This is a genomic window from Ruegeria sp. C8 (assembly GCF_056537565.1).
In genome coordinates this window covers 521,611-546,283 of the sequence record NZ_JBQFRV010000001.1, presented here as the reverse complement: position 1 = coordinate 546,283, position 24,673 = coordinate 521,611, and the positions used below count along the sequence as shown (strand labels likewise).

The window sequence follows — 24,673 nt, the reverse complement described above, 5'->3', positions numbered from 1 at the left end:
CACAAAACGCTCTGGTTCCAACTGGGGCGTTTTTTTGCTGTTGAAGACGGTAAAACCGGGGTGATCCGGGCATTGCCCCCTTGCACGTGGGCGGCTGGGCAAATAGAAGGCGTCAAATTTGCCCGGCGCGCCGTTTTGCGCGCCCCGAATCCTATGGGGACTACCATAATGCAGGTTACCGAGACGCTGAACGAAGGTCTGAAACGCGGCTACAACATCGTTGTGACCGCAGCCGAGCTGGACGACAAGGTCAACGAGAAGCTGACCGAAGCGCAGCCCGAAGTCGAGATGAAGGGTTTCCGCAAAGGCAAGGTGCCGATGGCGCTGCTGAAAAAGCAGTTTGGCCAGCGTCTGCTGGGCGAAGCCATGCAGGAAACCATCGACGGTGCGATGAACAAGCACTTTGAAGATAGCGGCGACCGCCCTGCGCTGCAGCCCGAGGTCAAGATGACCAACGAGGACTGGAAAGAAGGCGACGATGTCGAGGTCGCAATGTCCTACGAGGCGCTGCCGGAAATCCCCGAGGTCGACCTGAAATCGGTGGAGCTGGAAAAGCTGGTTGTCAAAGCGGACGACGCAGCCGTTGAAGAAGCGCTGAACAACCTGGCCGAGACCGCGCAGGACTTCAAAGCACGCCGCAAGGGTTCGAAAGCCAAGGACGGCGACCAGATCGTATTCGACTTTGTTGGCAAGGTTGATGGCGAAGAATTCGAAGGTGGCTCGGCCGAGGACTACCCGCTGGTTCTGGGCTCCAACAGCTTCATCCCTGGCTTCGAAGAGCAACTGGTTGGCGTGAAAGCCGAGGAAGAAAAAGACGTCAACGTCACCTTCCCCGAGGAATACGGCGCCGAGCACCTGGCCGGTAAAGACGCTGTTTTCACTTGCACCATCAAAGAAGTGAAAGAGCCGGTCGCAGCCGAGATCAACGACGAGCTGGCAACCAAATTCGGTGCGGAAGATCTGGAAGCCCTGAAGGGCCAGATCTCTGAGCGTCTGGAAGCTGAATATGCCGGTGCTGCGCGCGCTGTCATGAAGCGTGGCCTGCTGGACGCGCTGGACACCAAAGTGTCGTTCGATCTGCCTCCGTCGCTGGTTGAAGCCGAAGCCAAGCAAATCGCACACCAGCTGTTCCACGAGGAAAACCCGGATGTGGAAGGCCATGACCACGGCGAGATCGAGCCTTCGGATGAGCACAACAAACTGGCCGAGCGCCGCGTGCGTCTGGGTCTGCTGCTGGCCGAGCTGGGTCAGAAGGCTGAGGTTGAAGTCACCGACGCCGAGATGACCCAAGCGATCATGAACCAGGCGCGTCAGTACCCGGGGCAAGAGCGTCAGTTCTTTGAGTTCGTTCAGCAGAACGCACAGATGCAGCAGCAGCTGCGCGCGCCGATTTTTGAAGACAAGGTCGTCGACTACGTGTTCGAACTGGCTCAGGTATCTGACAAAGAAGTCAGCAAGGACGACCTGCAAAAAGCCGTTGAGGCATTGGAAGAGGAATAATCCTCTTCCCCCCTTTCGGGGCGCCAAAATAGAAGCGGAGCCGCCTGATCAGGGCGACTCCGCTAGGGTGGCTTTGTACTATGAGGTGAGGGGGTCAGGCCTCATGAGCAAAAGCACGGGGGGTATGTAGCAGAGCGGTCTTCTGCTCTGGCGTGAAGGTGTTGGAGAGCGTCTCTATCAGCCTCAGAACATCTTGCCGTTCGGCCTCATTCCGCGCTGCGTTCATCTGCTCCACAAAGTACTTCTCAAGCTCTGTGAGCGGCTTGTGGTCGCGATTTGCAGGGTTCTGTTCAACCTGCTTCTTTCTGTTGAACAGCTCGAGCGCCTTGTCTTCTTCCAGGAAAACGTCGGTTTTGATGCCTGCAAAGTCCCGAATGGCGTCGATGCGCTCATCGGTGCAATCCAGAAGGGCGGCAAGGGCCGAGACTTTGCCCATCGGCACGGTTTTACCCACATAGTCATAGGGCGCACAGTTCGACCGTTTCAGAACCCGATCCATGATCGGGTCAATCACGGTGATGATGTCCTGAATACCGGCGTTCTTTGCATATTCCAGCGAACCGATCATTAGCTCACAGGTTGCGTAAGAAACCGAGTTCTTGTCTTTGCCGCGGTTCAGCCGTTGGGTGTCGACGCAGAAGCGGGTGGATTCCCACATTGTCGCGCTGCGGATCGGAGGTTCGCCGTCAAGGATGGCCGAGAATACGTCCGACAACATGTGCGGTCCGGTGGTCTGCAGGGCGCGCACGGCTGCGACGACATTCCCCCCGTCGTCGAGTCCGATTACGTATGCAGGATCAAGATGATCGAATTCATCGATTTCTTTGCCGTCTTCGATTTTGACGTCCCAGCCCAAGCGCTCGCCGAATACGCGCGCGCGCAGTTCAAACATTTCGTCAAGAACGTCGCTGAATTGGTGTCTGTTCAGCCCATCTACTACGATGATCATGGTTTCCCCCTTCGAGTGGTTGTTCGGTAAACCGATCGTTACTCGTTTGAAGGGAGATTTCTATTGGGGGTTTCCCGTATTTTGGCCGAATTGTGTGATTTTTGTGTTTATCCCGGGGTGATAAGCCCGATCGCGATCGCCCGCCCAACGGCCTGAGGCGTCGTCAAAGCGCTGAGTTTTTCGCGGCTGGAGCGCAGATGAACCTCAACCGTGCGGTGCGAGATCGACAGAATGTCGCCGATATCCTGCTGAGATTTCCCTGCCGCCACCCATTGCAGGATCTCGGCCTCGCGGGTCGAGAGGTTCGGGTGATAAAGCGCACCTGTCAGCTCATCCGAGGTCACCACGTTGTCATGGATATGCACGGCCATGGACTGCAGATCGCTGATCACATGGGTATACAGCTTACGCCATTCTTCCTTGGAGCAATCCCGCGTCGCGCTCAGGAACCCGATATCCCCGTATGGGCCGCGAACCGGTATCGTAACGCCTTGATTGGACAAGCCAAAATCATGTGCATCGCGGAATACGCGTTGGAAGTCGGGGCTGCGTTCCAGGCGGCTCCAATCAACGGGGGCGATGCTGCGTTTTGCCATGTGAAGTGTCGGGTCAATCATGACCAGACCCTGTTTCTGGTAATGCTCGTTCCAGGCATCATCATAGGTCACAAAGCCAGCAACTTTGCCCGCAGCGGGGTTCATCCCAGCGTAGGCGGCGTGATCCATATCGTGTTTTTCGCACACTTGCTTCAGAAACTCGGTGTACCGAGTTTCTGAGTCCGGCAGAGTGCTCAGATCAACGATCTCCATCTTTCGCCTACGACCTGCGGCTTATCTTGAAGTCCAGTGGTGTGGCCGGACTTGCAATTTACCTAGAGTGGAACCCAACTTACCTCACGGCAATCAGGACATCACATAATTCAAAACATGACAAGTCAATGCAGGAAATGTCTAAGCTTTTGGCGTGTTGTTTCAAGCTATAGAGCATTTTTGTCACTATTTTGCCCAAACTGCTAACAGCGTCTAGGGTCTAGGGCGCGGGTCGTAGCCCTGTTTCTACGAGCATTCCGCGCGCCTTTGCTTCGGGGTAAAACCCTTTGGCGTAAAGGAAAATCGCGCGTTGTTGATCTCCGTCCGCCAGCATCCAGGCACCTTTCAGGTACTTGCCTGCATATTCAAGATTTGTGTCTGCATTCAGCAAACCTTGGGCATTTCCCTTGTATCCCATCGAACGTGCGGTAGCGGGTAGGATCTGCAAAAGCCCGTAATACGGCCGGTTTACAGCCCATGGCCTGTGCGTGCTTTCGCGTATCGCAAGTTTGTGGACCAGCTCTCTGGGGAGTTCGTAGTGATCGGCCCATTTGTTGATTGAGGCCCTCAGCTCGGGCGTTTCGTTGGGGTAGAGCGGCGGATCGAAGGGATCGGCGTCACCGCGTGAAACCTCGGCACCGCTGCACGCGGCGAGGGCAGACAGGGCAAGGAAAGCGATGATGCTGCGACGAGAGAATAGGGCCATCAAACTACTCCGAACTTCAGGCGGCGATCATATGGATCACGGGTCTTGTCGCAACCTTAGCTTTAAAGTTTGGCTGAATTTTGCTGGTTCCGATACGAAAAAGGGCCGCGCGAGTGGCGCAGCCCTTGAATCTTGTTGCGTCAGCCAGATCAGGCTTTGGCTTCGTCTTCGTCCGCCGGAGCGGCCTCGGGCGCCAGATCTTCGTCTTCCGACGCGGCCGAGCCGATGTCGTCAAACAGTTCGGCGATTTCGAATTCAGCAGCGGCTTCTTCTTCAGCAGCCAGTTCCTGAATCGATTTGCCCGATGCCTGCAGTTCGGCTTCTTCTTCCGAACGAGCAACGTTCATCTTGATCTCGACTTCAACCTCAGGGTGCAGGCGAACTGCAACCACGTGCAGGCCCAGTTCTTTGATCGGAGCGACCAGAACGACCTGTTTCTTGTCGACAGTGAAGCCTGCTTCGGTCGCAGCGTCTGCGGCGTCACGAGGCGTGACCGAACCGTACAGAGCGCCAGCATCCGATGCCGAGCGAATCACGATGAACTGCTGACCGTCCAGCTTTTCAGCCAGGGCTTCAGCTTCTTTCTTGGTTTCCAGGTTGCGCGCTTCCAGCTGTGCTTTCTGGGCTTCAAACGACGCGATGTTGGCGTTCGATGCGCTCAGGGCTTTGCCTTGGGGCAGCAGGAAGTTGCGGGCGTAGCCAGGCTTAACGTCAACGACGTCGCCCATTTGACCCAGTTTCGCAACGCGTTCCAGAAGGATAACTTGCATGTCAGTCTCTCCTTACTTCACAGCGTAGGGCAGCAGGGCGAGGAAGCGGGCGCGCTTGATAGCACGAGCCAGTTCACGCTGCTTTTTCGCCGAAACGGCGGTGATGCGCGAAGGTACGATCTTGCCACGCTCAGAGATGTAGCGCTGCAGCAGACGGGTGTCTTTGTAGTCGATTTTCGGCGCGTTCTCACCCGAGAACGGGCAGACCTTGCGGCGGCGGAAAAATGGTTTTGCGGCCATGGTTTATGTCCTTTCGTCAGGCGTTGATCAGCGGCGCTCGCGGCGGCCTTCGCGCTCATCGCGCTTCTGCATCTGGACCGAGGGGCCCTCGGCATGCTCGTCGACCTTGATGGTCAGAACGCGCATAACGTCATCATGCAGGCGCATCAGGCGTTCCATTTCCTGAACCGCACCCGAAGGGGCATCGGTTTTCAGAAAGGCGTAGTGGCCTTTGCGGTTCTTGTTGATCTTGTAAGCCATCGTCTTGACGCCCCAGTACTCGCTTTCGACGACGTTGCCGCCGTTGTCAGCCAGAACGGTGCCGAAATGTTCGACAAGGCTTTCTGCCTGCGCGTTGGACAGATCCTGACGCGCGATCATTACATGCTCATACAGTGGCATGTGCACTCCTGTTTATATCAAGGCGCATTTCAAAGGCGGGGCCATCTGGTCCTTCGCGACCCTGCCACGAGAGGCTGCGCGATTCATATCTCCTGCGAAGGATGGCCCCGTATACACGTTTGAGCGGGCGGGGCAAGCCCTGCCACATATGCCTCTGTGAAGTCGCCCAATTTCCACTGCCGCGCCCAATTCCTGACGCTTTTCGCCCCGAAGTTGATAAGCAACCCGGAAATAACCGGATAGCACAGACTCACGACGGTAACCTTAACAAGGGTATGGATGTTATGACCGCGATACAGACAAATACGCTCGACAATAAAGCGACGGGTACGAGCTTTGAGCATTCCGTTCCGGTCATGATCACGTTCAAAGCGAACTGGCAAGCGCGGCTGGTTTTGGCGCGCGCCGTCGGAGCCTTCCTGATCGTTTCCGCCTTTTCGATGTGGCTGATGCCCGGTTCGATGTTGGGTGCCGAGGTTTGGCCGATCAAAATGGTGGCCTCGATGGTGTTCCTGATCGTTGGCGTAAGCCTGTTGACGATCGAAGTGATGGACAGCCGCCCGGATGCCTATTTTGACCCGATCCGCCGCGAGGTGCGCGTTCTGCAGAAGAATGAAAACGGACGCCCTCAGACCGTTCTGCGTCGCAGCTATGACAGCTTGGGTGGTGCAAAGTTCGAGGATGACGAGGTGCAGTTGTTCGATGTCGACGGCAGCCTGCTGATGAAACTGCCGCTGCAATCGGCGGATGTCAGCCGAGCGCTGAAAGGGCAACTCAGCCAAAGTGTAACAATTTTCGCCTGAGATTTATTCTGTTCAACCAGGCACAGAAATTGTGAATCAAAAAGACTTGTGTGCTGCCCTTGGGCAGCACATTTTTGTTTCCGAGCAAACGCACTATGTTTGCGTATAGTCCACAAACCCGGAGACAGTCATGAAATCCACCCTCCTTGCTGCCGCGCTTGCCCTAACGGCAACCACTGCTTTCGCCAGCGCCGAAAAATACGTTCTGGACCCCAGCCATAGCCAGGTGCTTTTCAGCTACGATCACCTTGGTTTCTCGACCACTTACGGCATGTTCTCGGGCTTTGAGGGCGAGATCATGTTCGATCAGGAAGACCCCGCCGCGTCGAGCGTTTCGGTCTCGATGCCGGTTCTGGAGATGTTCACGGGCTGGAAGCCGCGTGAAGATCACTTCATGACCGAAGATTTCTTTGGTGCCTCTGAAGGGGATCTGGTCACGTTCACCTCGACCTCGATCGAAGTGACCGGCGAGAACACCGCCAATATCACCGGTGACCTGACCATGAACGGCGTTACCAAGTCGGTTGTTCTGGATGCCAAGCTGAACAAGGCTGACAGCCACCCGATGGCAAACAAGCCCTGGGCCGGCTTCGACGCAACAACGACGCTGGTGCGCAGCGAGTTCGACCTGGGTCAGTTCGCGCCCTTCGTGAGCGATGAAGTTCAGGTGCAGATCTCTGTCGAGGCTCAGAAAGCCGAGTAAATCTGCTCTGATCCTTTGGATCACAACCGCCGGGGGCCAAAACCCCCGGCGGTTTCTTTTTTTATTCTGAACGTTTCGCCGTCAGGTCAACGGAGACCGTAACGTTGAAGCCCAGAGACTCCTCGGTCGGTTGGGATGTGCCGACATCGAACGCCATGCGGTTCAGTTCTAATGTGCCGGACATGGTTGCCGTGTTGTCCTCGAGTTGCAGGGAGAAGGGCAGTACGACGTCCACCGATTTGTCTCGGATGGTCAGGGGGCCTCGGGCCTCGTAGCCTGAATCTGTTTTGAACAGGTCAGCTTTGAACTGGGCCGTTGGGAATTGCGCGCTGTCGAAGAAATCAGCGCCCATGGCTTGGTCTGTGACCGTCCCGAGGCTGAGCGACGCGATGGCGATGGTCACATCCACCGATCCCGCAGGGCCCGGTTGGGCGGGGTTTTCAAACGCGATTGCGGCCGTCCATTCGCCGAAGCTGCCGGTGACGGGGCTGCCCAACTGCGAGATGGTGATCGACAGGGTGCCTTCTTCGACGTTCCAGTCGGATTGCACATCGCCAAGCTCGGCCGCATCCACGGCGCCTTTTGCGTGATCCTCGAACACTCCGATGGACCAGCCACCGACCAGAACGGCACCCCAGATGGCCAGGGCTGCAAATGCAGGTACGGGTGAGTGGTGCTGGGCCGGAGGCTCGGGCGCGTCAGTGCGTCCCGGCAGCATCCGCCGCAGGGTGCTGTCCTTGTCCACGACATGATGTTTCAGCGCGCCCGCGATGTGCAGCGCCAGCGACCCGCCAAGAACCCAGATGAACAGCCAATGCAGGTTTGCCGTCACCTCGGACAAATAGAGGGATTTGGGCACGAAGGGCAGGTTTTGGCCGAAGGGCCACCAGATGGGCGCAAAGCCTTCGGTCGCGGCGTGGTGTATCCAGCCGGTCAAGGGCACCAGAACAAGCGAAGCGTAGAGCATCCAGTGAACGGTTTCGGCTGCGAAGGCCTCGGGCTTGTTGTCGGCATTCAGCAGGCCGGGTTTGGTTTGGGTCAGCGCCCAGAGGATACGCGCCAGCGCCACGAAGAACACGGTGACCCCGATCGTTTTATGCAGGGAAAACAGCGTTGCGGCCCGTGCGATATCGGATTCGCTGGTCGGGATGTTCGGGTCATAAATGGCATGCGCCAAATCATTGGCAAACCAGCCCAAGGGCAGGGCGGTCAGGATCAGCAGGGCGGTCAACCAGTGGAAAGTCTTGGTCACGCTGCCATAGGTGGAAAAGGTATTGGTCGAGGGCATCTCTTGCACGCTCCGGATTCGATTGGCTGTCTTGAACCTAAAGCCAGACGGATTCGGCACAAGCCCGACCCGCGCACAGAGATGGTGCCCGAATGCAGAGCGCAGGCCCTACTTGTGCCGCGTCCTCACACGGTTTACACCCCGCCGCAACCTAACGTCATCCAAGAGGTTGCAATGACACGCGCGTTCGTTTTCCCAGGGCAGGGTGCCCAGACCATAGGCATGGGCAAGGCTCTGGCCGAGGCATACCCGGCAGCTCAGGCCATTTTCGACGAGGTGGACGACGCGCTTGGCGAAAAGCTGAGCCAGCTGATCTGGGAAGGCGATATTGCCGATCTGACCCTGACGCAGAACGCACAACCGGCGCTGATGGCGACCTCGATGGCGGCGATGCGCTCGCTTGAGGCCGAAGGCGTCTCGGTCACCGATGCCGCTTTTGTGGCCGGGCATTCATTGGGTGAGTATTCCGCACTGGCTGCTGCTGGTGCGTTGACGGTGGCTGATACTGCTCGCCTGTTGCGGACCCGTGGGCAAGCCATGCAAAGCGCCGTTCCGGTAGGCGAAGGTGCGATGGCCGCGATCTTGGGGCTGGATCTCGATGCCGTGCGCGCCGTTGCCGAAGAAGCCGCGCAGGGTGAGGTTTGTCAGGCAGCCAATGACAACGACCCGACCCAGGTTGTGGTATCCGGCGCGAAGGCTGCTGTGGAACGTGCGGCTGAGATTGCCAAGGAAAAGGGTGCAAAGCGTGCGGTTATGCTGCCCGTCAGCGCTCCGTTTCATTGCGCGCTGATGCAGCCCGCGGCGGATGCGATGGCCGAGGCCCTGGCCGCAGTTGAGATCAAGGCACCGGCCGTTCCACTGATCGCCAATGTGCGGGCCGAGGCGGTCACAGATCCGGATCTGATCCGCCAATTGCTTGTCGAGCAGGTCACAGGATCGGTCCGGTGGCGGGAAAGCGTGCAATATATGGCGGCGCAGGGGGTCACCGAGACATGGGAAATTGGCGCGGGCAAGGCTCTGTCTGGTATGATCCGCAAGATTGACCGGGCAATTGCGGGCAAGGCCGTTGGTACGCCTGAGGATGTTCAAAAGGCCGTACAGGCCGAATCGTAAGCATAGAACGCGCCCTTCGGGGCGTCTCACGAGGGAAATAGAATGTTTGATTTGACAGGTAAGAACGCGCTGATCACTGGCGCTTCGGGTGGTATCGGAGGCGATATCGCACGGGCTCTGCACGGCGCGGGTGCCTCGGTCGGTCTGTCCGGCACGCGGGTTGAACCGCTGCAGAAACTGGCCGACGAACTGGGCGAACGCGCCCACGTGCTGCCGTGCAACCTGAGCGATTCCGAAGCCGTCGAGGCCCTGCCGAAACAGGCAGCTGAAGCGATGGGCTCGGTCGATATCCTGATCAACAACGCGGGCATCACCCGTGACAACCTTTTCATGCGCATGTCCGACGAGGAATGGCAGAGCGTGATTGACGTCAACATGACCTCGACCATGAAGCTGTGCAAAGGCGTGATCCGGGGCATGATGAAGGCGCGTTGGGGCCGGATCGTGAATGTCTCGTCCGTGGTTGCAGCGATCGGCAATCCGGGGCAGGCGAACTATGCGGCCTCAAAGGCAGGGATGATCGGGTTCTCGAAAGCGCTGGCGCATGAGGTCGCAACGCGTGGGATTACGGTGAACGCAGTGGCCCCTGGCTTTATCACGACGGCGATGACGGAAAAGCTGACGGACGAGCAGAAAAAAGGTTTGTTGCTGAAAGTTCCGGCCGGTCGCATGGGTGACCCTGAGGAAATCGCGGCAGCTGTTCTGTACCTGTCCAGCCCCGAGGCCGGATATGTGACCGGAACAACCTTGCATGTGAACGGCGGCATGGCCATGTTGTGACCTCAACCAAGGCAGTGCGAAAGCGTTTGCCTTGCGCGTCGACTATGTTATAGGCGGCGCATCTATGCTGGGGCCGGTCGTTTTGGTCGGCCCTCGACTTTCCCGGACAGCCGGGAGCCAAACCGCCCGGAACGGGCAAAACAAGTCCATCCCGAGCGGGCAAGGGCAGAACCGGGCGGATCGCCCTGAAGAAAGAATGAGGAATAGACATGAGCGACGTCGCAGATCGCGTGAAGAAGATCGTTGTTGAACACCTGGGTGTTGAAGAAGACAAAGTAGCGGAAAACGCTTCGTTCATCGACGACCTGGGCGCAGACAGCCTGGACACCGTTGAACTGGTCATGGCCTTCGAAGAAGAGTTCGGCATCGAGATTCCCGATGACGCAGCCGAGACCATCCAGACCTTTGGCGACGCCGTCAAATTCATCAGCGAAGCGTCCTAAGCGTATCGTACTGATAGAAAAGCGGCGCTTCCGGGCAACGGAGGCGCCGCTTTTTTGTGCCCGCGTTAAATTCAGGGTTGCACGAGGCGATTTCGATTCGCACTGTTTCCACTGAGGCACAATTCAAGGTGGGCAGGACATGATAAGATCCACCCCGATGATAAACACGGCACGTCTGACACTCTGTGCGATGCGCCCTGAGGATTTTGAACGGTTCGCCGAGATCTGGCGCGACCCGTGTGTAACGCGCCATATTGGTGGCACCCCGCGGTCGCGCGGTGAGGCCTGGGACTCGTTTCTGCGCAATGCAGGGCATTGGCAGATGGCCGGGTTCGGGCAATGGGGTGTGCTGCAGCAATCGAATCGCAAGCTGATCGGTCAGGCCGGTTTCTTCTATGGAAACCGTGCAATGGGCGAGGATTTCGACACTTATCCCGAAGCCGGTTGGGTTCTGGCCCCCGAAGCTCAGGGGCTGGGTCTCGGATATGAGGCCGCTCAGGCCGCCCATGACTGGTTTGATCGGATCATGCCGGGCCGATTGGTGGCGATGGTGAACGCAGCCAACGCCTCGTCGCAGAAGCTGGCGAAAAAGCTGGGCTATGTCGTAATGCGTGAGGCCAAGTACAACGGCACCCCGGTCCATCTTCTTCGTCGCAACGGCCCTCCGGCGCGGGCGTAATACCGCCAACACACCGCTATGCCGCAAACAGCGCAAACAATGCCGATCCTAGTCGCAGCAGGCTCGGAAGTGAGCGTGTATGTTACTATGAGATTTTAGGGCGCTTGGGCGGAGGAGAAAGCTCATGAGAATCTACCCCACAATGGAACTTCAGAACGGTCGCTGCGTCACCTTGGACAAAGGGCGTCTGGAGGATGCGATGATCTGGCATGTGAACCCGGTCGAAACCGCGCGGGGTTGGGCCGAGGCCGGGGCCGAGTGGATGCATCTGACGGACTTCGATGCCGTAGAAGGCCGAGATACCAACCATGAACTGGTGGAAGAGATCATTCGGTCGGCCGAGATACCCGTGCAATTGGCCGGTGGTATGCGTAACCGCGAGCAGGTCGAATACTGGATTGACAAGGGCGCGGGCCGCGTTGTGATCGGAACGCTTGCGGCGCGGGACCCCAACTTGGTGAAAGAGCTGGCCAAGCTCTACCCGGATCAGATCGTTCTTGCGGTCGATGTCTGGCAGGGGTTTGTCATGACCGACGGTTGGCGCAGCCAAAGCGCGTTCACACCCGAGGCGTTTATTGATGCCTTTGACGGCACGCCTTTTGCAGCCATCGTTGTGACCGATATCGACAGTGATATGGAAGACGTTGAGGCGCAGCTGGGCCTGATCTCCGGTCTGGCGCAGCATTCGCGGACGCCAGTCATTGCCAGCGGCGTGGTGCGTACTGCGGACGATATCTCACGCCTGTCCTACATCCCGAACATTGCGGGTGCGATTGTTGGTAGGGCTTTGTTCCGGAAAACAGTCGATCTGTCCGACGCTCTGGGCGTAGCAGCTGGCGCGCATGAGCCAGTGGCGCAGTTCCAGTAACGGTACCGAAAATGAATCTCTCTCGCCCTGCGATGTCAGCGGGGCGAGGGGGATTGGCAGGCGCAGGATCGCCCAAAATCAAGCTGAAACCGCAAGATGCAGACGGGGAATGTAGCGTGGCCCTTGCCCCCGTACCCCGGGCCGGGGTATGAGCGGTTCGCATAACAGTAAGCAGGCAAGAGGCACTTCATGCGCAGAGTCGTCGTAACCGGTCTGGGGTTGGTCACTCCTTTGGCCAGCGGAGTCGAGGAAACCTGGTCGCGTCTGCTGGACGGAGAGTCCGGCGCAGGGCCAATCACACATTTCGATGCCGAGGCAAGCGGGGTCACTACGACCTATGCCTGCGAGGTGCCGCGTGGGGACGGAACAAACGGAACGTTCAACCCCGATGACTGGATGCCTCCGAAAGAACAACGCAAGATCGAAGACTTTATCCTGTACTCGATCGCTGCGGCGGAGATGGCGTGCAAGGATGCAGGCTGGACCCCTGAGGGTGAGGAAGATCGCCTGCGCACTGGCGTTCTGATCGGCTCTGGTATTGGTGGGCTGGGCTCGATTGCGGATACCGCTAACTTAATCCGTGACAAAGGCCCGCGCCGTGTGTCGCCCTTCTTTATTCCCGGCGCACTGATCAACCTGGCGTCCGGTCAGGTGTCGATCCGGTTTGGGTTCAAGGGACCGAACCACTCGGTCGTGACTGCGTGTTCGACAGGTGCCCATGCGATTGGGGATGCAAGCCGCATCATCCGCGCAGGCGACGCCGATGTCATGGTGGCCGGTGGCGGCGAAGGCTGCATCTGCGAGATCGGCATTGCAGGTTTCAATGCCTGTAAGGCGCTGTCGACCAAATATGCAGACGATCCGAAGAAAGCCAGCCGCCCCTACGACGTTGACCGCGATGGTTTTGTTATGGGCGAGGGCGCAGGCATCGTCATTCTGGAAGAATACGAGCACGCCAAGGCGCGCGGCGCGAAGATCTATGCCGAGGTTCTGGGCTACGGCATGTCGGGCGACGCTTATCACATCACCGCACCGTCCGAGGATGGCGACGGGGCTGAGCGTTCGATGAAAGCCGCTCTGCGCAGCGCTGGGCTGGAGCCGAAAGATCTGGACTACATCAATGCGCATGGCACCTCGACCATGGCGGATACCATCGAATTGGGTGCTGTTGAGCGTCTGTTGGGTGACCATGCAGCGAATGCCACCATGACTTCGACCAAATCGGCCACGGGGCACTTGCTCGGGGCTGCAGGCGCGATTGAGGCGATCTTCTCGATCCTTGCGATCCGCGATCAGGTGGCTCCTCCGACCATCAACCTCGAAAATCCGGCGGTTGAAACACCGATTGATCTAGCTCCGAACGAAAAGCGCGAGCGTGAGATCAACGTGGCCCTTTCGAACTCGTTTGGGTTTGGTGGCACCAATGCCAGCGTGATCTTCGGAAAGGCCAGTTAAATGTGGCGGGCCATTGCATCGAACGCGCTGACCATCCTGGTGGTCGGCCTGTTTCTGGTGGGCGGTCTGATCCTTTGGGGCCAGACCCAGTATCAGTCAGAAGGCCCGCTGGAAACCGCGATCTGCCTGCGGGTGGAAAGCGGTTCGAACATGACGCGGGTCAGCCGCGAGCTTGAGGACCAGGGCGCGATCACCAACGCCACGATCTTTCGCATGGCCGCCGACTACACCGACCGGGCGCAGCAGTTGAAAGCAGGCAGCTTTTTGGTGCGTGAAGGCGCGTCGATGGAGCAGATCATCTACGAGATCACCAGCAGCGGCGCGAGCACCTGCGGTTCGGAGATCGAATACCGCATCGGCGTGACCCGCGCTCAGACTCGCGTGCGTGAGTTGAACCCAGCCACGCTGGAATTCGACGAAATCGCCGAGTTTGATATGGCCGAGGAAGAATCCCCGGCGGCCTATCAGGAGAAGCGCCAAGAGGCAGACACGCGCTATCGTGTTTCACTCGCAGAAGGCGTGACCTCGTGGCAGGTGGTTGAGGCGTTGAAGGGTTTTGAAGCGCTGAGCGGCGAGATTTCCGAGATTCCTGCCGAAGGCTCGCTTGCGCCAGACAGCTACGATGTCGCTGCCGGTCAGGACCGCAACGACATCCTGAAAGCGATGCAGGACAAACAACAGCTTCGGATCAATGCTGCCTGGGAAAACCGCCAAGAGGGTTTGCCGCTGGAAAGCCCTGAGGAAATGCTGATCCTTGCCTCGATCATCGAAAAAGAAACGGGCGTTCCCGGAGAGCGGGGCCAGGTCGCCAGCGTCTTTGTGAACCGTCTGAATCAAGGCATGCGCCTTCAGACAGACCCGACGGTGATCTACGGCGTCACCAAGGGGCAGGGAACGTTGGGACGTGGCCTACGGCGCAGCGAGTTGAACCGGCCAACACCTTGGAACACCTATCAGATCGACGGGCTACCACCGACCCCGATCGCCAACCCCGGTCTGGCGAGCCTCGAAGCAGCCGTTGCGCCTGACAACACGAACTATGTGTTCTTTGTTGCGGATGGCACTGGAGGTCATGCCTTTGCCGAGACGTTGCAGGAACATAACCGCAATGTCGCGAAATGGCGCGAGATTGAGGCCGAACGAAACTCGGGCAACTAAGTTAAAACGAAAAACAGCGCCGCTTTCGGCGCTGTTTTTTTGATCAGGCCGCGGGTTTGCGACGGGGGCGCCGGCGCTTGTTTTGCCCGGGCTTCGCACTTCCGTTCGCCGATCTCGGCTTGAAACGCCGATTGTTCTGGCGGCGTCCGCTACGTTCCGCCTCAACAGGTTCGGGCTGTGTGCCGCTGGCAACCGGGATGTCGATCTTCATCAGCCTTTGGATTTGACGCAGCAGATCGACCTCTTCCGCCGAGCAGAACGCAATCGCCTCGCCTTCGCGACCGGCCCGGGCGGTACGGCCAATGCGGTGGACATAATTGTCGGGCACCTCGGGCAGGTCGTAGTTGATCACATAGGCCACACCGGGAATGTCGATCCCGCGCGCGGCGACATCGGTTGCGACCAGCACGTTGATCTCTCCGGCGCGGAAGGCCTTGATGGCGCGGTCACGCTGTCCCTGGCTTTTGTTGCCGTGGATCGAGGCTGCGTTGTAGCCATCGGCAACCAGCCCCTTCATCAGCTTCTCGGCCCCGTGCTTGGTGCGCGAGAAGACAAGGGTCAGGGCGTCGGTGTCCTGCGACAGGATCTCACGCAGTTTGCCAGGTTTCTCGGGTTTGGTGACGAAGTGAACCGATTGCGTGATCTTGTCCGCCGCTTTACCTGGAGGCGAGACTTGCACCCGCTGCGGATTGGTCAGGTAAGCCCGGCTGATCTCTTCCATCTGCTTTGGCATCGTGGCCGAGAACAGCATGGTCTGACGCGGCGTGCCCAGAGCAGGCGCGATTTTGCGCAACGCGTGGATGAAGCCAAGATCCAGCATCTGGTCGGCTTCGTCCAGAACAAGGTGGCGAACCGACCCAAGGTCGACGGCCTTCCGCTCCATCAGGTCGATTAGACGCCCCGGCGTGGCCACCAGAATATCTGTGCCGCGGCCCAGAAAGGCGATCTGTTTGTTGATGGACTGACCACCCACAACAGTTGCCACGCGCAATTTGGTCTTGCCGGTTAGAACGCGCAGGCTGTCGGCAATCTGGTTCACAAGCTCGCGCGTGGGCGCGAGGATCAGAGCCTTGGCCGTTTTGGGCGCAGGTTTGCCGGGTTGGTTTAGCAGGTGATCAATCAAAGGCAGGCCAAAGGCCAGCGTTTTGCCGGTACCGGTCTGCGCCAGCCCCAGAATATCATGCCCGTTTAGAGCCAGCGGGATCGCCTGGTTCTGGATCGGCGTGGGCTGTGAGAAATTCGCACTTTTCAGTGCATCGTTGAGCGCTGGTGCAAGGCCCAGCATATCGAAGTCGAACAATATTTATCCTTTGCCGCCCGCAGCATTCGCCAACGGGCAAGTCGTGATGGGCCGCATTCGCGACCGATAGGGTCAAGCGGGACCTCGGGACAGGCAGGCGAATCCTGCTCTATCTGGTCGTCGCGTTAAGAACCCTGCGTGATGGGGAACTGGAAAAATCTGTGGCGCTGTGGGGCAGATGGTGCCCGCCGAGGCTCACGCGTCAGCGCTGGTCAGAGGCACATGATGCGTGGCAACTGAATTGTCAAGGCTTGTCAGTGATAGCTCCTTGGTCTTGGGAAAACCCTGATCCGGCTTATCGGATCAGGGCAGGGCAAGTTTAGGTGCGAAGATCCCCCGCATGGGCGATGCTATCGCGATTGGCTTCAACGAATTTCAGCATATGCCCCATCGAATACGTTCCGTCGTCATCTGCGCCAAGTTCTTTCCACGGCTTAAAGTCATGGGTCGAGCAGACAAGGCTTTCCGGGTCAAGATACAGAAGCCGCAGCAACACCGTCGCGACGATCGTGCCGCCCACCGGCCCAAGTCGACCGCCATTGCCTTCGGCCTCTTGCAGACAGTAATACCACAGCGGTGTTTTAGTGACGCCGTGGTCTGACAGCTCAGGCGGAGCCGCAAGTTCGGGCACATGCATCTTACGCGCCATTTGTTGACCTGAGGCAAGCTCCAACGTGAGGCGGTCGCGCAGCAGGTTGCGCAAAGGAAGTTTGCGGTTCTGATCCTCGGTCATTGTGGCGCCGCCGATATCGGCCGTGCCGCTGATGAAGGGGAGCGCGAAAATGGATTGCGCCATTTTGCGCCCAATGGGACGCGCACGCTTGCCTGCAGTTTGACCGGGATAGTCGAACAATTTCTCGAAATGAATGTTCAGGTCTGACGGCCGGAAGGAGAACTCGGGCCGTCCTAACTGGAACAGGTCGAAATCCAGATTGTCATGATTGAGTTGGTATTTGGATTGCACTGTTGCGTGTCCGAAGCGGTAAGCAGCGCCGGAGAATTCTATCGGCATAACCGGAGAGTCATCTTTGAAAGGCTTTGGAAGTGTCCCGCCTTCGAGATGATCGCGCACATGTTTTAGAGTGTGGGCGTCGACGAATGCCTGAAGCAAATCATGGGCTACGAGATATTGATAGTGCAGCCGACAAATACGGCGTGCAACCTGGAAAGGCTCCTCGCTTTTCTTGAAGGTATGCATGGCTGCCGCTGAGATGCCGGACAAGGCTTTGCGCGCCATGCCACTGTCTGCCTCCAAGGCTGTCATGACGATGTTGTGTAAGCAGATAAAAGCGCCCTGCAATTGCGAAACGATTTGGTTTTCGTCGTTACGAGGATCGCCAATCAGCGCTGTACCTTGCTTGGTTCGGGCAAGATCGAGATGATTGTCAGCGTTGCCAAAAAGAAGGAAACCGTGATGGTGCGGGTGATAAAGGTGCGGCGATGCTTCGGGGCCATCACCGTAAACGCAATCGAGGTCCAGTGTCGGGGTGCGGATATTGCGAATGGTGGCTGGATCAATAACTGTCCCAATGGCTGAGGTCGCGTCCAGCGTTACATCGTGGTCAACGAATTGACCGAAGAAAGTCATGCCGGCGGCGACGTCATGCCCCTGTGGGTCATTGGTATCTTTCATTGAGTCGACCGCTGCATCAAACGCGGCGAGGACATCAGCGGTATCAAAGGGCTCACCGCCTGGGGCGATACCTGAGAGAGGGTTGCGATGCCCAATTCGTCCAAACGTATCCGGCAGCGGTGGGCGTGGGGTATCCGCGCATTCTTTTACCAGCGTTTCATATCGGCTAAGCCCATGGGGTTGGCGTGACATAACTACTCCAAAAAATAAACAACTTCGTTCTAGGTTGAATCATGCTCACAAAATGATGAGCATAATGGTCAAAATAGCACAAAAGAGGATATAAATCCTTCTTTTTCTCAAAATCGGAAACGAAATTGAGGAATAAGTCTGTGTTTAATCTGGGTATGCAGGCTGTATTTGGGGGTATTTTCTTTCGAAAAGGTGGTTCGTGCAGGACAACGCTCGCGGAGGGTTGTGAAAAGTTTAATAAAAAGAACGGCTTAGGTGTTGCGACCCGTTGCGCCCCAACTTGACACTGCGCACTTATTCTCGTATAAGTTGTGCCATGCTAGAAGAAGTGGGCAACGGCCCCGGGGCAACCCGGCGGCCGTTTTTTCGTTTCTCTCGTGCGGAGAAAACTCACGCATGAGGTCACAGGCAAACATGACTTTGATTACCCCGGAAGAGCGGATTTCCCAGACGGCTGACTTGTTGCAGTCGCTCGAGAGGTCCATTCGCGATCTGCGCCATGCAGCGGAAGAACTGCGCCAGCAGATCGGAGCCGGGGAGGATGCAGACCTTGCCGGAACAGGCAAACAACTCGGCCAGCTAGAGGGGCTGATCCGCAGTTGCCAGAAAGTGGAGACAAGCTTTGTCGAACAACATCACAGACAAGCCGGAATTGCCCAAGGGGGATACGCACTCGACCTTGACCGGGCTCGGTTTGAGGTCGGGTGCAGGCTGGCTCGCCTCCGCACCTGTTGCGGTGCAGGACAGATTTCTGAGTGAGATCGGGAAGGGGGGGCTTTGTGCCCTCCCTTTTCTTTTCGAGTTCTGGGCGCTGCCGCATCAGCTTCCGCCCGATGGCGACTGGCGGTCCTGGGTGATCATGGGCGGGCGCGGGGCTGGCAAGACGCGAGCGGGGTCCGAATGGGTGCGGTCGATGGTCGAAGGGTCCAAGCCTTTGGACAAGGGCGCTGCGTCTCGTGTGGCTCTGGTGGGTGAGACCTTTGATCAGGTGCGTGATGTGATGATTTTTGGCGATAGCGGTATTTTGCAGTGTTCGCCGCCCGATCGACGGCCCACATGGAAGGTTTCGGAGCGCAAGTTGATCTGGCCCAACGGGGCCGAGGCGCAGGCATTTTCGGCGTATGATCCCGAGGGGTTGCGCGGCCCTCAGTTCGATGCCGCCTGGGTGGATGAGTTGGCCAAATGGAAGAAGGCCGGTGAGACCTGGGATATGCTGCAATTTGCTTTGCGTTTGGGGGATCAGCCTCGGGTTTGTGTGACGACCACGCCGCGCAATGTGAAGGTTCTGAAAGAGTTGCTGGCGTCGCCCTCCACCGTTCAAACCCACGCGCCGACCGAGGCGAACCGCGCCAATCTGGCCGCGTCCTTCCTCGAGGAGGTGCGCGCGCGCTACACGGGCACACGGCTGGGGCGTCAGGAGTTGGATGGGGTGCTGCTGTCGGATGCCGAGGGGGCGCTTTGGACGGGCTCGATGCTGGAGACGGCGCGTTGCGCGCATCTGCCCGAGTTGGACCGGGTGGTCGTTGCACTTGACCCGGCGGTGACAGCAGGCTCGAATGCGGATGCCTGCGGGATCGTGGTCGTGGGCGCGCAGCTACAAGGGCCGCCCGAGGAGTGGCGCGCCTATGTGCTGGCCGACCGCACTGTGCAGGGCGTCGGCCCGGCGGGCTGGGCGCTGGCGGCGATTGACGCGATGGATGAATTCGGGGCTGAGCGGTTGGTGGCCGAGGTCAACCAGGGCGGGCAGCTGGTGGATGAGGTGGTGCGGCAGGTGGACCCTTTGGTCCCGTTCCGCGCTGTGCGAGCCTCTCGCGGCAAGGTCGCGCGGGCCGAGCCTGTGGCGGCTCTGTACGAGCAAGGGCGGGTGAGCCATGTGGCCGGGCTGGACGCGCTGGAAGAGCAGATGTGCCAGATGACCGCGCGCGGGTTCGAGGGGCAGGGCTCACCCGACCGCGTCGACGCTTTGGTCTGGGCGCTGCATGAGTTGGTTGTGAGACCGGCGGGAGTGTATCGGCGTCCAAGGGTGCGGAGTTTGTGAACTCTAAGAAGTTTGCTTGCCATCAATCACATTTTGCATAGCGGACTGATCCCTTGTTGGAAGCACTCAGGTTCAGGACATCGGCTTCCCTTGGCTCCAACTATCCTCATATTCACCGAGCAATCGGGACAACGCCAACAGCGAAGAAAACAGCCTTGCATAGACATCCGGTGACATCATTGTTTTGTAGTCATCAAGCACCTGCACAAGATTGACTACACTTGACGCAAACGCCTCGTAGACGTGTTTGTCAGCAGCGGTAGGTTCGTTTGTCCAGATATCGTGCGCATCGTAGTAGATGGACGGGATAGGGTCATTTTCATTCATTGTGTTGCCTCTTGCACTCGAAGCGCACGTGGGGGGCAAGTGAGACGCAAACAACATCTCTGGCATGAATTCAAAAGACTTTGGCTGCGACTGAAAAGGAATTTGGCTCAAACTTCAACGAGCGGCCAATTCTTACAATTGGCCATTTTGGATTCAGGGCAGGGCTCACACGACCGGCTCGACGCGCCGGACAGGGCGCTGCACGAGTTGATGGTGGGGCCCGCGGGGGCGTATCGGCGGCCTTGGGCGTGGTGCCTTTAGTTATTGCTCACCAGTTTTCTCGAATTTAGCAAATGCTTCTGCGTAATCGGGGTGCCAGCGAGAGAGTGGAGGGCGGTTTTCGGTAATGTCTTGAATAGCCCATTGTGCTCGACGTCGGTCGCGTGTCTCGTCGACATCGTTGTCCGGGCAAAGGATATAAAAATCACCATTGGCCATTCGATTGAACAAGTGATCAACCGTTTGTTCACTGGTCCACGCCGCGGGCGGTTTTTCCGGGAGGAAAGACGCAATCATACCAGTGTATGTAAAACCTGGCACAAACAAGTGAACAGAAATTGGTGCTCCGGCTTCACGCAACTCATGAGCCAATTGTTCGCTTAGCACTTTGACCGCGGCCTTGGTGACATTATAGCCGGGGTTGCCCGGTGGTGTTGTAATACCCTGTTTCGAGCCGGTATTTATGACTACAGCAGGGCGGTTAGCTTCGATCATGCGAGGCATAAAGGCCTGCACGCCTCGTAGAACGCCGAAAAAATTCACCTGCAAAAGCCGTTGCCAGTTTTTCATTTCTGACCAAGCGGTTGTCGGCAGACTTATCCCCGCGTTGTTCATTAAAGCAGCAATTGGACCTATCTCAAATGCGCGATCGGCAAGTCTGTTTACCTCTTCATCTGATGTCACATCAGTCGGTATGCCTTCAATAGGTGCGTCAGCGGACGCCAATTGGCGTGCTTCTTGAACAGCTGCGTCAAGTTGTGCTCCGGCTAGGTCTGCTAGAACGACGCCCAAACCCGCCTGCGCAAACCGTAGTGCCGCAGCACGCCCGACCCCACTTGCCGCCCCGGTAACAACCGCAACGCCACCATGATTCACTGCGTCGTTGAACATTTTGCTTTCCTTCCCGATCCATAAAGCTGCGCAAATTTGAAATGGTCATCCAAAAGTAACAAAGGTTGCCTCAATAGAGTATCAGGCTCGTCACCAATTCTGTCTACTACTCAGGCCACAGATGATTTTGGGTGCTTGTGTTGCTCTCCCTCCGCGCGCTCCATTCCCAAGCTTTAAACTTCTTTCCGTCATAACTCCTTTCAACAAGCCGGACACAACGGCGGCAGAAAGGAGCACAGATGGTATTCGATTTCTTGCGTCGTGGAGCGCCCGAGGCGAAGGCGAGCGCGGCTGGCCCCGTGGTGGCTTGGCAGACGGGCGGGCGCGTGGCGTGGAGCCCTCGGGATGCGGTGTCGCTGACGCGGACGGGATTTTCGGGGAACCCGGTGGGGTTCCGCTCGGTCAAGCTAATAGCCGAGGCGGCGGCGGCCCTGCCTTTGGTGTTGCAGGATCAGACGCAGCGCTATGACGTGCATCCGATCCTGTCCCTCATGCGGCGTCCGAATGCGGCGCAGGGGCGGGCAGAATTGATGGAGGCACTGTTTGGGCAGTTGCTGCTGTCGGGTAATGCCTATGTGGAGGCTGTCCAGACTGATGAAAGTTTGCCGGTTGAGCTGCATGTTTTGCGCTCGGATCGCATGAGCGTCGTGCCGGGCGCGGATGGGTGGCCCAAGGCGTATGACTATGCGGTGGGTGGCAAGAAGCACCGGTTTGCAGCAGAAAACATCTGCCATATCAAGTCGTTCCATCCGCAGGATGATCACTATGGATTCTCGCCGATGCAGGCTGCGGCGATGGCGATTGATGTGCATAACAGCGCGTCGCGCTGGTCGAAATCGCTGCTCGACAATGCGGCGCGGCCTTCGGGGGCGCTGGTGTGGAAAGGCGATGGCCATGGGGTGATGGCGGAGGATCAGTTCCGGCGTCTGAGCGATGAGATCGAGCAGAACTATCGCGGGGCGCGGAATGCGGGCCGTCCGATGGTTCTGGAAGGGGGACTGGATTGGAAGCCGATGGGGTTCTCTCCGTCCGATATGGAGTTTCAAAAAACCAAGGAAGCCGCCGCCCGCGAAATCGCGCTGGCCTTTGGGGTCCCACCGATGCTGCTGGGGATACAAGGCGACGCGACCTATTCGAACTATCAGGAGGCCAACCGGGCGTTCTATCGCCTGACCGTGCTGCCCCTGGTGGCGCGGGTGGCGGCGGCGGTGTCGGAGTGGCTGGTTGGCTTTACCGGCGAGGATCTGATGCTGAAACCCGATCTGGATCAAGTGCCCGCGCTGTCGGCGGAACGCGATGCGCAATGGGCGCGGGTCAACGGGGCTGATTTCCTCACGGATGCCGAGAAACGCGCGTTGTTAGGGTTGCCAGAGCGTGCCGATGTCTGAAGGGTATCCTCCGTTCGAATGCGCGCCGGGCCTGCGTCTGGCCGCGCATGAGCGGGTGGTCGAGATCCAGCACGCGCATCTATGCAGGCGGCTGGATCAGATCGAAGAGATGATGGAGCGGCTGGAGCGCCGGTTGTGGCTGACGGTCTATGGCGTGGTCGCGGTGATCCTGGCGCAGGCGTTTCAATCCATCTTGGTTGTAACGCCTTGAATTCAGTAGTTTACATGGAGAAGTTCATGGATTTAGAGCGTAAATTTGCCCGGTTCGGAGACGGGTTGTCCGTCACCGATGACGCCGTGATCGAAGGCTATGCCAGCCTGTTCGGACAGGTCGATCAGGGCAGCGATGTGGTGCAGCGCGGGGCGTATCGCGGCTCGCTTGACGGGCTGGCAAAGGCTGGGCAGCGGGTCAAGATGCTGTGGCAGCACGATCCAGCGCAGCCCATCGGTGTCTGGGACGAGGTCCGCGAGGACGACCGGGGCCTTTGGGTCAAAGGGCGTCTGCTGGAGGCTACGCAAAAGGGCCGTGAGGCGGCGGAACTGATCCGGGCGGGCGCGATGGATGGCCTGTCGATCGGCTATCGCACCAAGCGGGCCGTGAAGAACGACAAGGGCCAGCGGGTCCTGACTGAACTGGAGCTTTGGGAAGTGTCTTTGGTGACCTTCCCGATGCTGTCCAGTGCGCGGGTGGTGGCGAAGGGCGTGGACCCTGAGGCCGAGAACACCTGGCGCAGTATTGCCGAGGCGTTCGACGACGCTCGGCAGGAGCTGGCGCGGACCTAGCGCGCCTCAATCCTACCCAAAAAGGAAGTGCTGATGAGCAAGACCGAAACCCCGGCCTTGACCGGAGAGGGTGCGCCCCTGGTTCAGGAGGTGAAGCAGGCGATGGCTGGCTTCGTTAATGAATTCAAGGACCTCAAGGCCAAAGTTAAAACACAACTGCAACAGACAGAAGAGCGACTGACCATGCTGGATCGTAAATCAACCATCGCGGCGCGCCCGCATCTTTCGGCCTCGATCCAGGACGGCGCACCACATCAAAAGGCCTTCGACGCCTATGTGCGTTCGGGCGAGGATGATGGACTGCGCGGGCTTGAAATGGAGTCGAAATCTCTGTCGAGCGCGGTGAACAGCGATGGCGGCTATCTGGTTGATCCGCAGACCGCCGAGACGATCAAGTCGGTTCTGAATTCGACCGCCTCCATCCGTTCGATTGCGTCGGTGGTGAATGTCGAGGCGAACTCGTTTGATGTGCTGATCGACCATACCGATGTTGGCGCGGGCTGGGCGGGTGAAAACGCGGCTACGGCAGAAACCGGCACCCCGTCGATTGATCGCATTTCCATTCCGCTGCACGAGCTGAGCGCGCTGCCCAAAGCCTCGCAGCGCTTGCTGGATGACAGCGCGTTTGATGTCGAGGGCTGGCTGGCCGGGCGTATCGCCGACAAATTCGCCCGCGCCGAGGCTGCCGCGTTTATCGGTGGTGACGGGGCGGACAAGCCCAAGGGTATTCTGGACCACCCGGCGGTCGATAATGATGTCTGGGCCTGGGGCAATCTGGGCTACGTTGCGACCGGCACCGCGGGTGGAGTCGATGCGGATGCGATCGTGGATGTGGTATATGCGCTGGGTGCGCAGTACCGCGTGAACGGCACCTTCGTGATGAACTCGAAAACCGCCGGTATGATCCGCAAACTCAAGGACAGCGATGGCCGCTTCCTGTGGTCCGATGGTCTGGCCGCCGGTGAGCCCGCGCGTCTGATGGGGTATCCGGTGCTGATCGCCGAGGATATGCCGGATGCGGCAACCGACAGCTATTCGATTGCCTTTGGCGACTTCCAGTCGGGCTACACCATTGCGGAACGTCCCGATCTGCGTGTGCTGCGCGATCCGTTCAGCGCCAAACCGCATGTCCTGTTCTACGCGACCAAGCGCGTGGGCGGCGACGTGAGCGACTTTGCTGCAATCAAGCTGCTGAAATTCGGCACTGCCTAAGCGGTGACGGATCCGGGGGGCTATCGGCCCCTCGGACGGCGGGCG

27 protein-coding genes are annotated in these 24,673 nt (G+C 58.4%); 16 read left to right on the top strand and 11 right to left on the bottom strand.

Annotation, left to right across the window (positions count from 1 at the left end; translation table 11 throughout):
- Window positions 1–168: 168 nt before the first annotated feature.
- Window positions 169–1,500: a trigger factor gene (tig, locus tag ACR0KL_RS02755; protein ID WP_170660300.1), complete on the top strand. Its 1,332-nt coding sequence runs from the start codon at window positions 169–171 to the stop codon at window positions 1,498–1,500.
- A 94-nt stretch (window positions 1,501–1,594) separates the two neighbouring features.
- Here tig and ACR0KL_RS02750 read toward each other — a convergent pair whose 3' ends face one another.
- The 6 genes from ACR0KL_RS02750 to rpsF form a co-directional block, all read right to left on the bottom strand.
- Window positions 1,595–2,449 (bottom strand): acyl-homoserine-lactone synthase, encoded by an 855-nt coding sequence (locus ACR0KL_RS02750; RefSeq protein WP_170676467.1) that lies wholly within the window; start codon window positions 2,447–2,449, stop codon window positions 1,595–1,597.
- A gap of 107 nt (window positions 2,450–2,556) precedes the next feature.
- Window positions 2,557–3,258, bottom strand: a complete 702-nt coding sequence (locus ACR0KL_RS02745; protein WP_170374044.1) for an autoinducer binding domain-containing protein — start codon at window positions 3,256–3,258, stop codon at window positions 2,557–2,559.
- 220 nt (window positions 3,259–3,478) lie between these two features.
- Window positions 3,479–3,964 carry a lytic transglycosylase domain-containing protein gene (locus tag ACR0KL_RS02740; protein ID WP_170374043.1) on the bottom strand — a complete coding sequence of 162 codons (486 nt, stop codon included), beginning with the start codon at window positions 3,962–3,964 and terminating at the stop codon, window positions 3,479–3,481.
- Between the two features lie 149 nt (window positions 3,965–4,113).
- On the bottom strand, window positions 4,114–4,734 hold the full coding sequence (gene rplI / locus ACR0KL_RS02735; protein WP_170374042.1) for a 50S ribosomal protein L9: 621 nt from the start codon (window positions 4,732–4,734) through the stop codon (window positions 4,114–4,116).
- Window positions 4,735–4,746: 12 nt separating this feature from the next.
- Window positions 4,747–4,974 (bottom strand): 30S ribosomal protein S18, encoded by a 228-nt coding sequence (rpsR, locus tag ACR0KL_RS02730; RefSeq protein WP_005608650.1) that lies wholly within the window; start codon window positions 4,972–4,974, stop codon window positions 4,747–4,749.
- Between the two features lie 27 nt (window positions 4,975–5,001).
- Window positions 5,002–5,355, bottom strand: coding sequence for a 30S ribosomal protein S6 (gene rpsF, locus ACR0KL_RS02725; RefSeq protein WP_068332653.1), 354 nt, complete (start codon window positions 5,353–5,355; stop codon window positions 5,002–5,004).
- Between the two features lie 284 nt (window positions 5,356–5,639).
- Between rpsF and ACR0KL_RS02720 the strand changes: the two genes are divergently transcribed.
- Both ACR0KL_RS02720 and ACR0KL_RS02715 read left to right on the top strand, forming a co-directional pair.
- On the top strand, window positions 5,640–6,158 hold the full coding sequence (locus ACR0KL_RS02720; RefSeq protein WP_170553073.1) for a hypothetical protein: 519 nt from the start codon (window positions 5,640–5,642) through the stop codon (window positions 6,156–6,158).
- A gap of 130 nt (window positions 6,159–6,288) precedes the next feature.
- Window positions 6,289–6,861, top strand: coding sequence for a YceI family protein (locus ACR0KL_RS02715; protein ID WP_170676461.1), 573 nt, complete (start codon window positions 6,289–6,291; stop codon window positions 6,859–6,861).
- 61 nt (window positions 6,862–6,922) lie between these two features.
- Here ACR0KL_RS02715 and ACR0KL_RS02710 read toward each other — a convergent pair whose 3' ends face one another.
- Entirely contained in the window at window positions 6,923–8,149 is a 1,227-nt protein-coding gene (locus ACR0KL_RS02710; protein WP_480776614.1) for a cytochrome b/b6 domain-containing protein, read from the bottom strand.
- A 174-nt stretch (window positions 8,150–8,323) separates the two neighbouring features.
- On the opposite strand from ACR0KL_RS02710, the gene fabD reads away from it, so the two are divergent.
- The 7 genes from fabD (at window position 8,324) to mltG (ending at window position 14,645) form a co-directional block, all read left to right on the top strand.
- Window positions 8,324–9,262 (top strand): ACP S-malonyltransferase, encoded by a 939-nt coding sequence (gene fabD / locus ACR0KL_RS02705; protein ID WP_170676457.1) that lies wholly within the window; start codon window positions 8,324–8,326, stop codon window positions 9,260–9,262.
- 42 nt (window positions 9,263–9,304) lie between these two features.
- Complete coding sequence (fabG, locus tag ACR0KL_RS02700) at window positions 9,305–10,042, top strand: 3-oxoacyl-[acyl-carrier-protein] reductase (RefSeq protein WP_170676455.1); 738 nt, start codon at window positions 9,305–9,307, stop codon at window positions 10,040–10,042.
- 209 nt (window positions 10,043–10,251) lie between these two features.
- Window positions 10,252–10,485, top strand: a complete 234-nt coding sequence (locus tag ACR0KL_RS02695; protein WP_008756330.1) for an acyl carrier protein — start codon at window positions 10,252–10,254, stop codon at window positions 10,483–10,485.
- A 139-nt stretch (window positions 10,486–10,624) separates the two neighbouring features.
- Window positions 10,625–11,164 (top strand): GNAT family N-acetyltransferase, encoded by a 540-nt coding sequence (locus tag ACR0KL_RS02690; RefSeq protein ID WP_170676453.1) that lies wholly within the window; start codon window positions 10,625–10,627, stop codon window positions 11,162–11,164.
- A 124-nt stretch (window positions 11,165–11,288) separates the two neighbouring features.
- Window positions 11,289–12,032 (top strand): 1-(5-phosphoribosyl)-5-[(5-phosphoribosylamino)methylideneamino] imidazole-4-carboxamide isomerase, encoded by a 744-nt coding sequence (locus ACR0KL_RS02685; protein ID WP_170676451.1) that lies wholly within the window; start codon window positions 11,289–11,291, stop codon window positions 12,030–12,032.
- Between the two features lie 189 nt (window positions 12,033–12,221).
- Window positions 12,222–13,487: a beta-ketoacyl-ACP synthase II gene (gene fabF, locus ACR0KL_RS02680; RefSeq protein WP_170676449.1), complete on the top strand. Its 1,266-nt coding sequence runs from the start codon at window positions 12,222–12,224 to the stop codon at window positions 13,485–13,487.
- On the top strand, window positions 13,488–14,645 hold the full coding sequence (gene mltG / locus ACR0KL_RS02675; protein WP_170676447.1) for an endolytic transglycosylase MltG: 1,158 nt from the start codon (window positions 13,488–13,490) through the stop codon (window positions 14,643–14,645).
- Window positions 14,646–14,688: 43 nt separating this feature from the next.
- On the opposite strand, the gene ACR0KL_RS02670 is transcribed toward mltG, so the two are convergent.
- Window positions 14,689–15,945 carry a DEAD/DEAH box helicase gene (locus ACR0KL_RS02670; RefSeq protein WP_170676445.1) on the bottom strand — a complete coding sequence of 419 codons (1,257 nt, stop codon included), beginning with the start codon at window positions 15,943–15,945 and terminating at the stop codon, window positions 14,689–14,691.
- Window positions 15,946–16,264: 319 nt separating this feature from the next.
- Window positions 16,265–17,770: a peroxidase family protein gene (locus tag ACR0KL_RS02665; protein WP_170676443.1), complete on the bottom strand. Its 1,506-nt coding sequence runs from the start codon at window positions 17,768–17,770 to the stop codon at window positions 16,265–16,267.
- A gap of 414 nt (window positions 17,771–18,184) precedes the next feature.
- Here ACR0KL_RS02665 and ACR0KL_RS02660 point away from each other — a divergent pair, with 414 nt between their 5' ends.
- Both ACR0KL_RS02660 and ACR0KL_RS02655 read left to right on the top strand, forming a co-directional pair.
- On the top strand, window positions 18,185–18,529 hold the full coding sequence (locus tag ACR0KL_RS02660) for a hypothetical protein (RefSeq protein WP_170466153.1): 345 nt from the start codon (window positions 18,185–18,187) through the stop codon (window positions 18,527–18,529).
- A complete protein-coding gene (locus tag ACR0KL_RS02655; protein ID WP_480554476.1) occupies window positions 18,507–19,808 on the top strand; it encodes a DNA-packaging protein in 1,302 nt (433 codons plus the stop codon). Before ACR0KL_RS02660 ends, ACR0KL_RS02655 begins: the two co-directional genes overlap by 23 nt.
- Window positions 19,809–19,880: 72 nt before the next feature.
- Here the strand turns inward: ACR0KL_RS02655 and ACR0KL_RS02650 are convergent, their stop codons facing one another.
- Both ACR0KL_RS02650 and ACR0KL_RS02645 read right to left on the bottom strand, forming a co-directional pair.
- On the bottom strand, window positions 19,881–20,135 hold the full coding sequence (locus tag ACR0KL_RS02650) for a hypothetical protein (RefSeq protein ID WP_170640794.1): 255 nt from the start codon (window positions 20,133–20,135) through the stop codon (window positions 19,881–19,883).
- 261 nt (window positions 20,136–20,396) lie between these two features.
- On the bottom strand, window positions 20,397–21,245 hold the full coding sequence (locus ACR0KL_RS02645) for an SDR family NAD(P)-dependent oxidoreductase (protein ID WP_480776613.1): 849 nt from the start codon (window positions 21,243–21,245) through the stop codon (window positions 20,397–20,399).
- A gap of 239 nt (window positions 21,246–21,484) precedes the next feature.
- On the opposite strand from ACR0KL_RS02645, the gene ACR0KL_RS02640 reads away from it, so the two are divergent.
- The 4 genes from ACR0KL_RS02640 to ACR0KL_RS02625 are packed head-to-tail and all read left to right on the top strand — an operon-like array spanning window position 21,485 to window position 24,628.
- Window positions 21,485–22,633 (top strand): phage portal protein, encoded by a 1,149-nt coding sequence (locus ACR0KL_RS02640; RefSeq protein ID WP_170676439.1) that lies wholly within the window; start codon window positions 21,485–21,487, stop codon window positions 22,631–22,633.
- A complete protein-coding gene (locus ACR0KL_RS02635) occupies window positions 22,626–22,844 on the top strand; it encodes a GTA head formation protein, RCAP_rcc01685 family (protein ID WP_170676437.1) in 219 nt (72 codons plus the stop codon). The genes ACR0KL_RS02640 and ACR0KL_RS02635 overlap by 8 nt, the downstream gene beginning before the upstream one ends.
- 26 nt (window positions 22,845–22,870) lie before the next feature.
- Window positions 22,871–23,416: an HK97 family phage prohead protease gene (locus tag ACR0KL_RS02630; RefSeq protein ID WP_480554474.1), complete on the top strand. Its 546-nt coding sequence runs from the start codon at window positions 22,871–22,873 to the stop codon at window positions 23,414–23,416.
- 33 nt (window positions 23,417–23,449) lie between these two features.
- The gene (locus tag ACR0KL_RS02625) at window positions 23,450–24,628 is read left to right on the top strand and encodes a phage major capsid protein (RefSeq protein ID WP_170676434.1); all 1,179 of its coding nucleotides are present in this window, start codon (window positions 23,450–23,452) and stop codon (window positions 24,626–24,628) included.
- Window positions 24,629–24,673 lie beyond the last annotated feature (45 nt).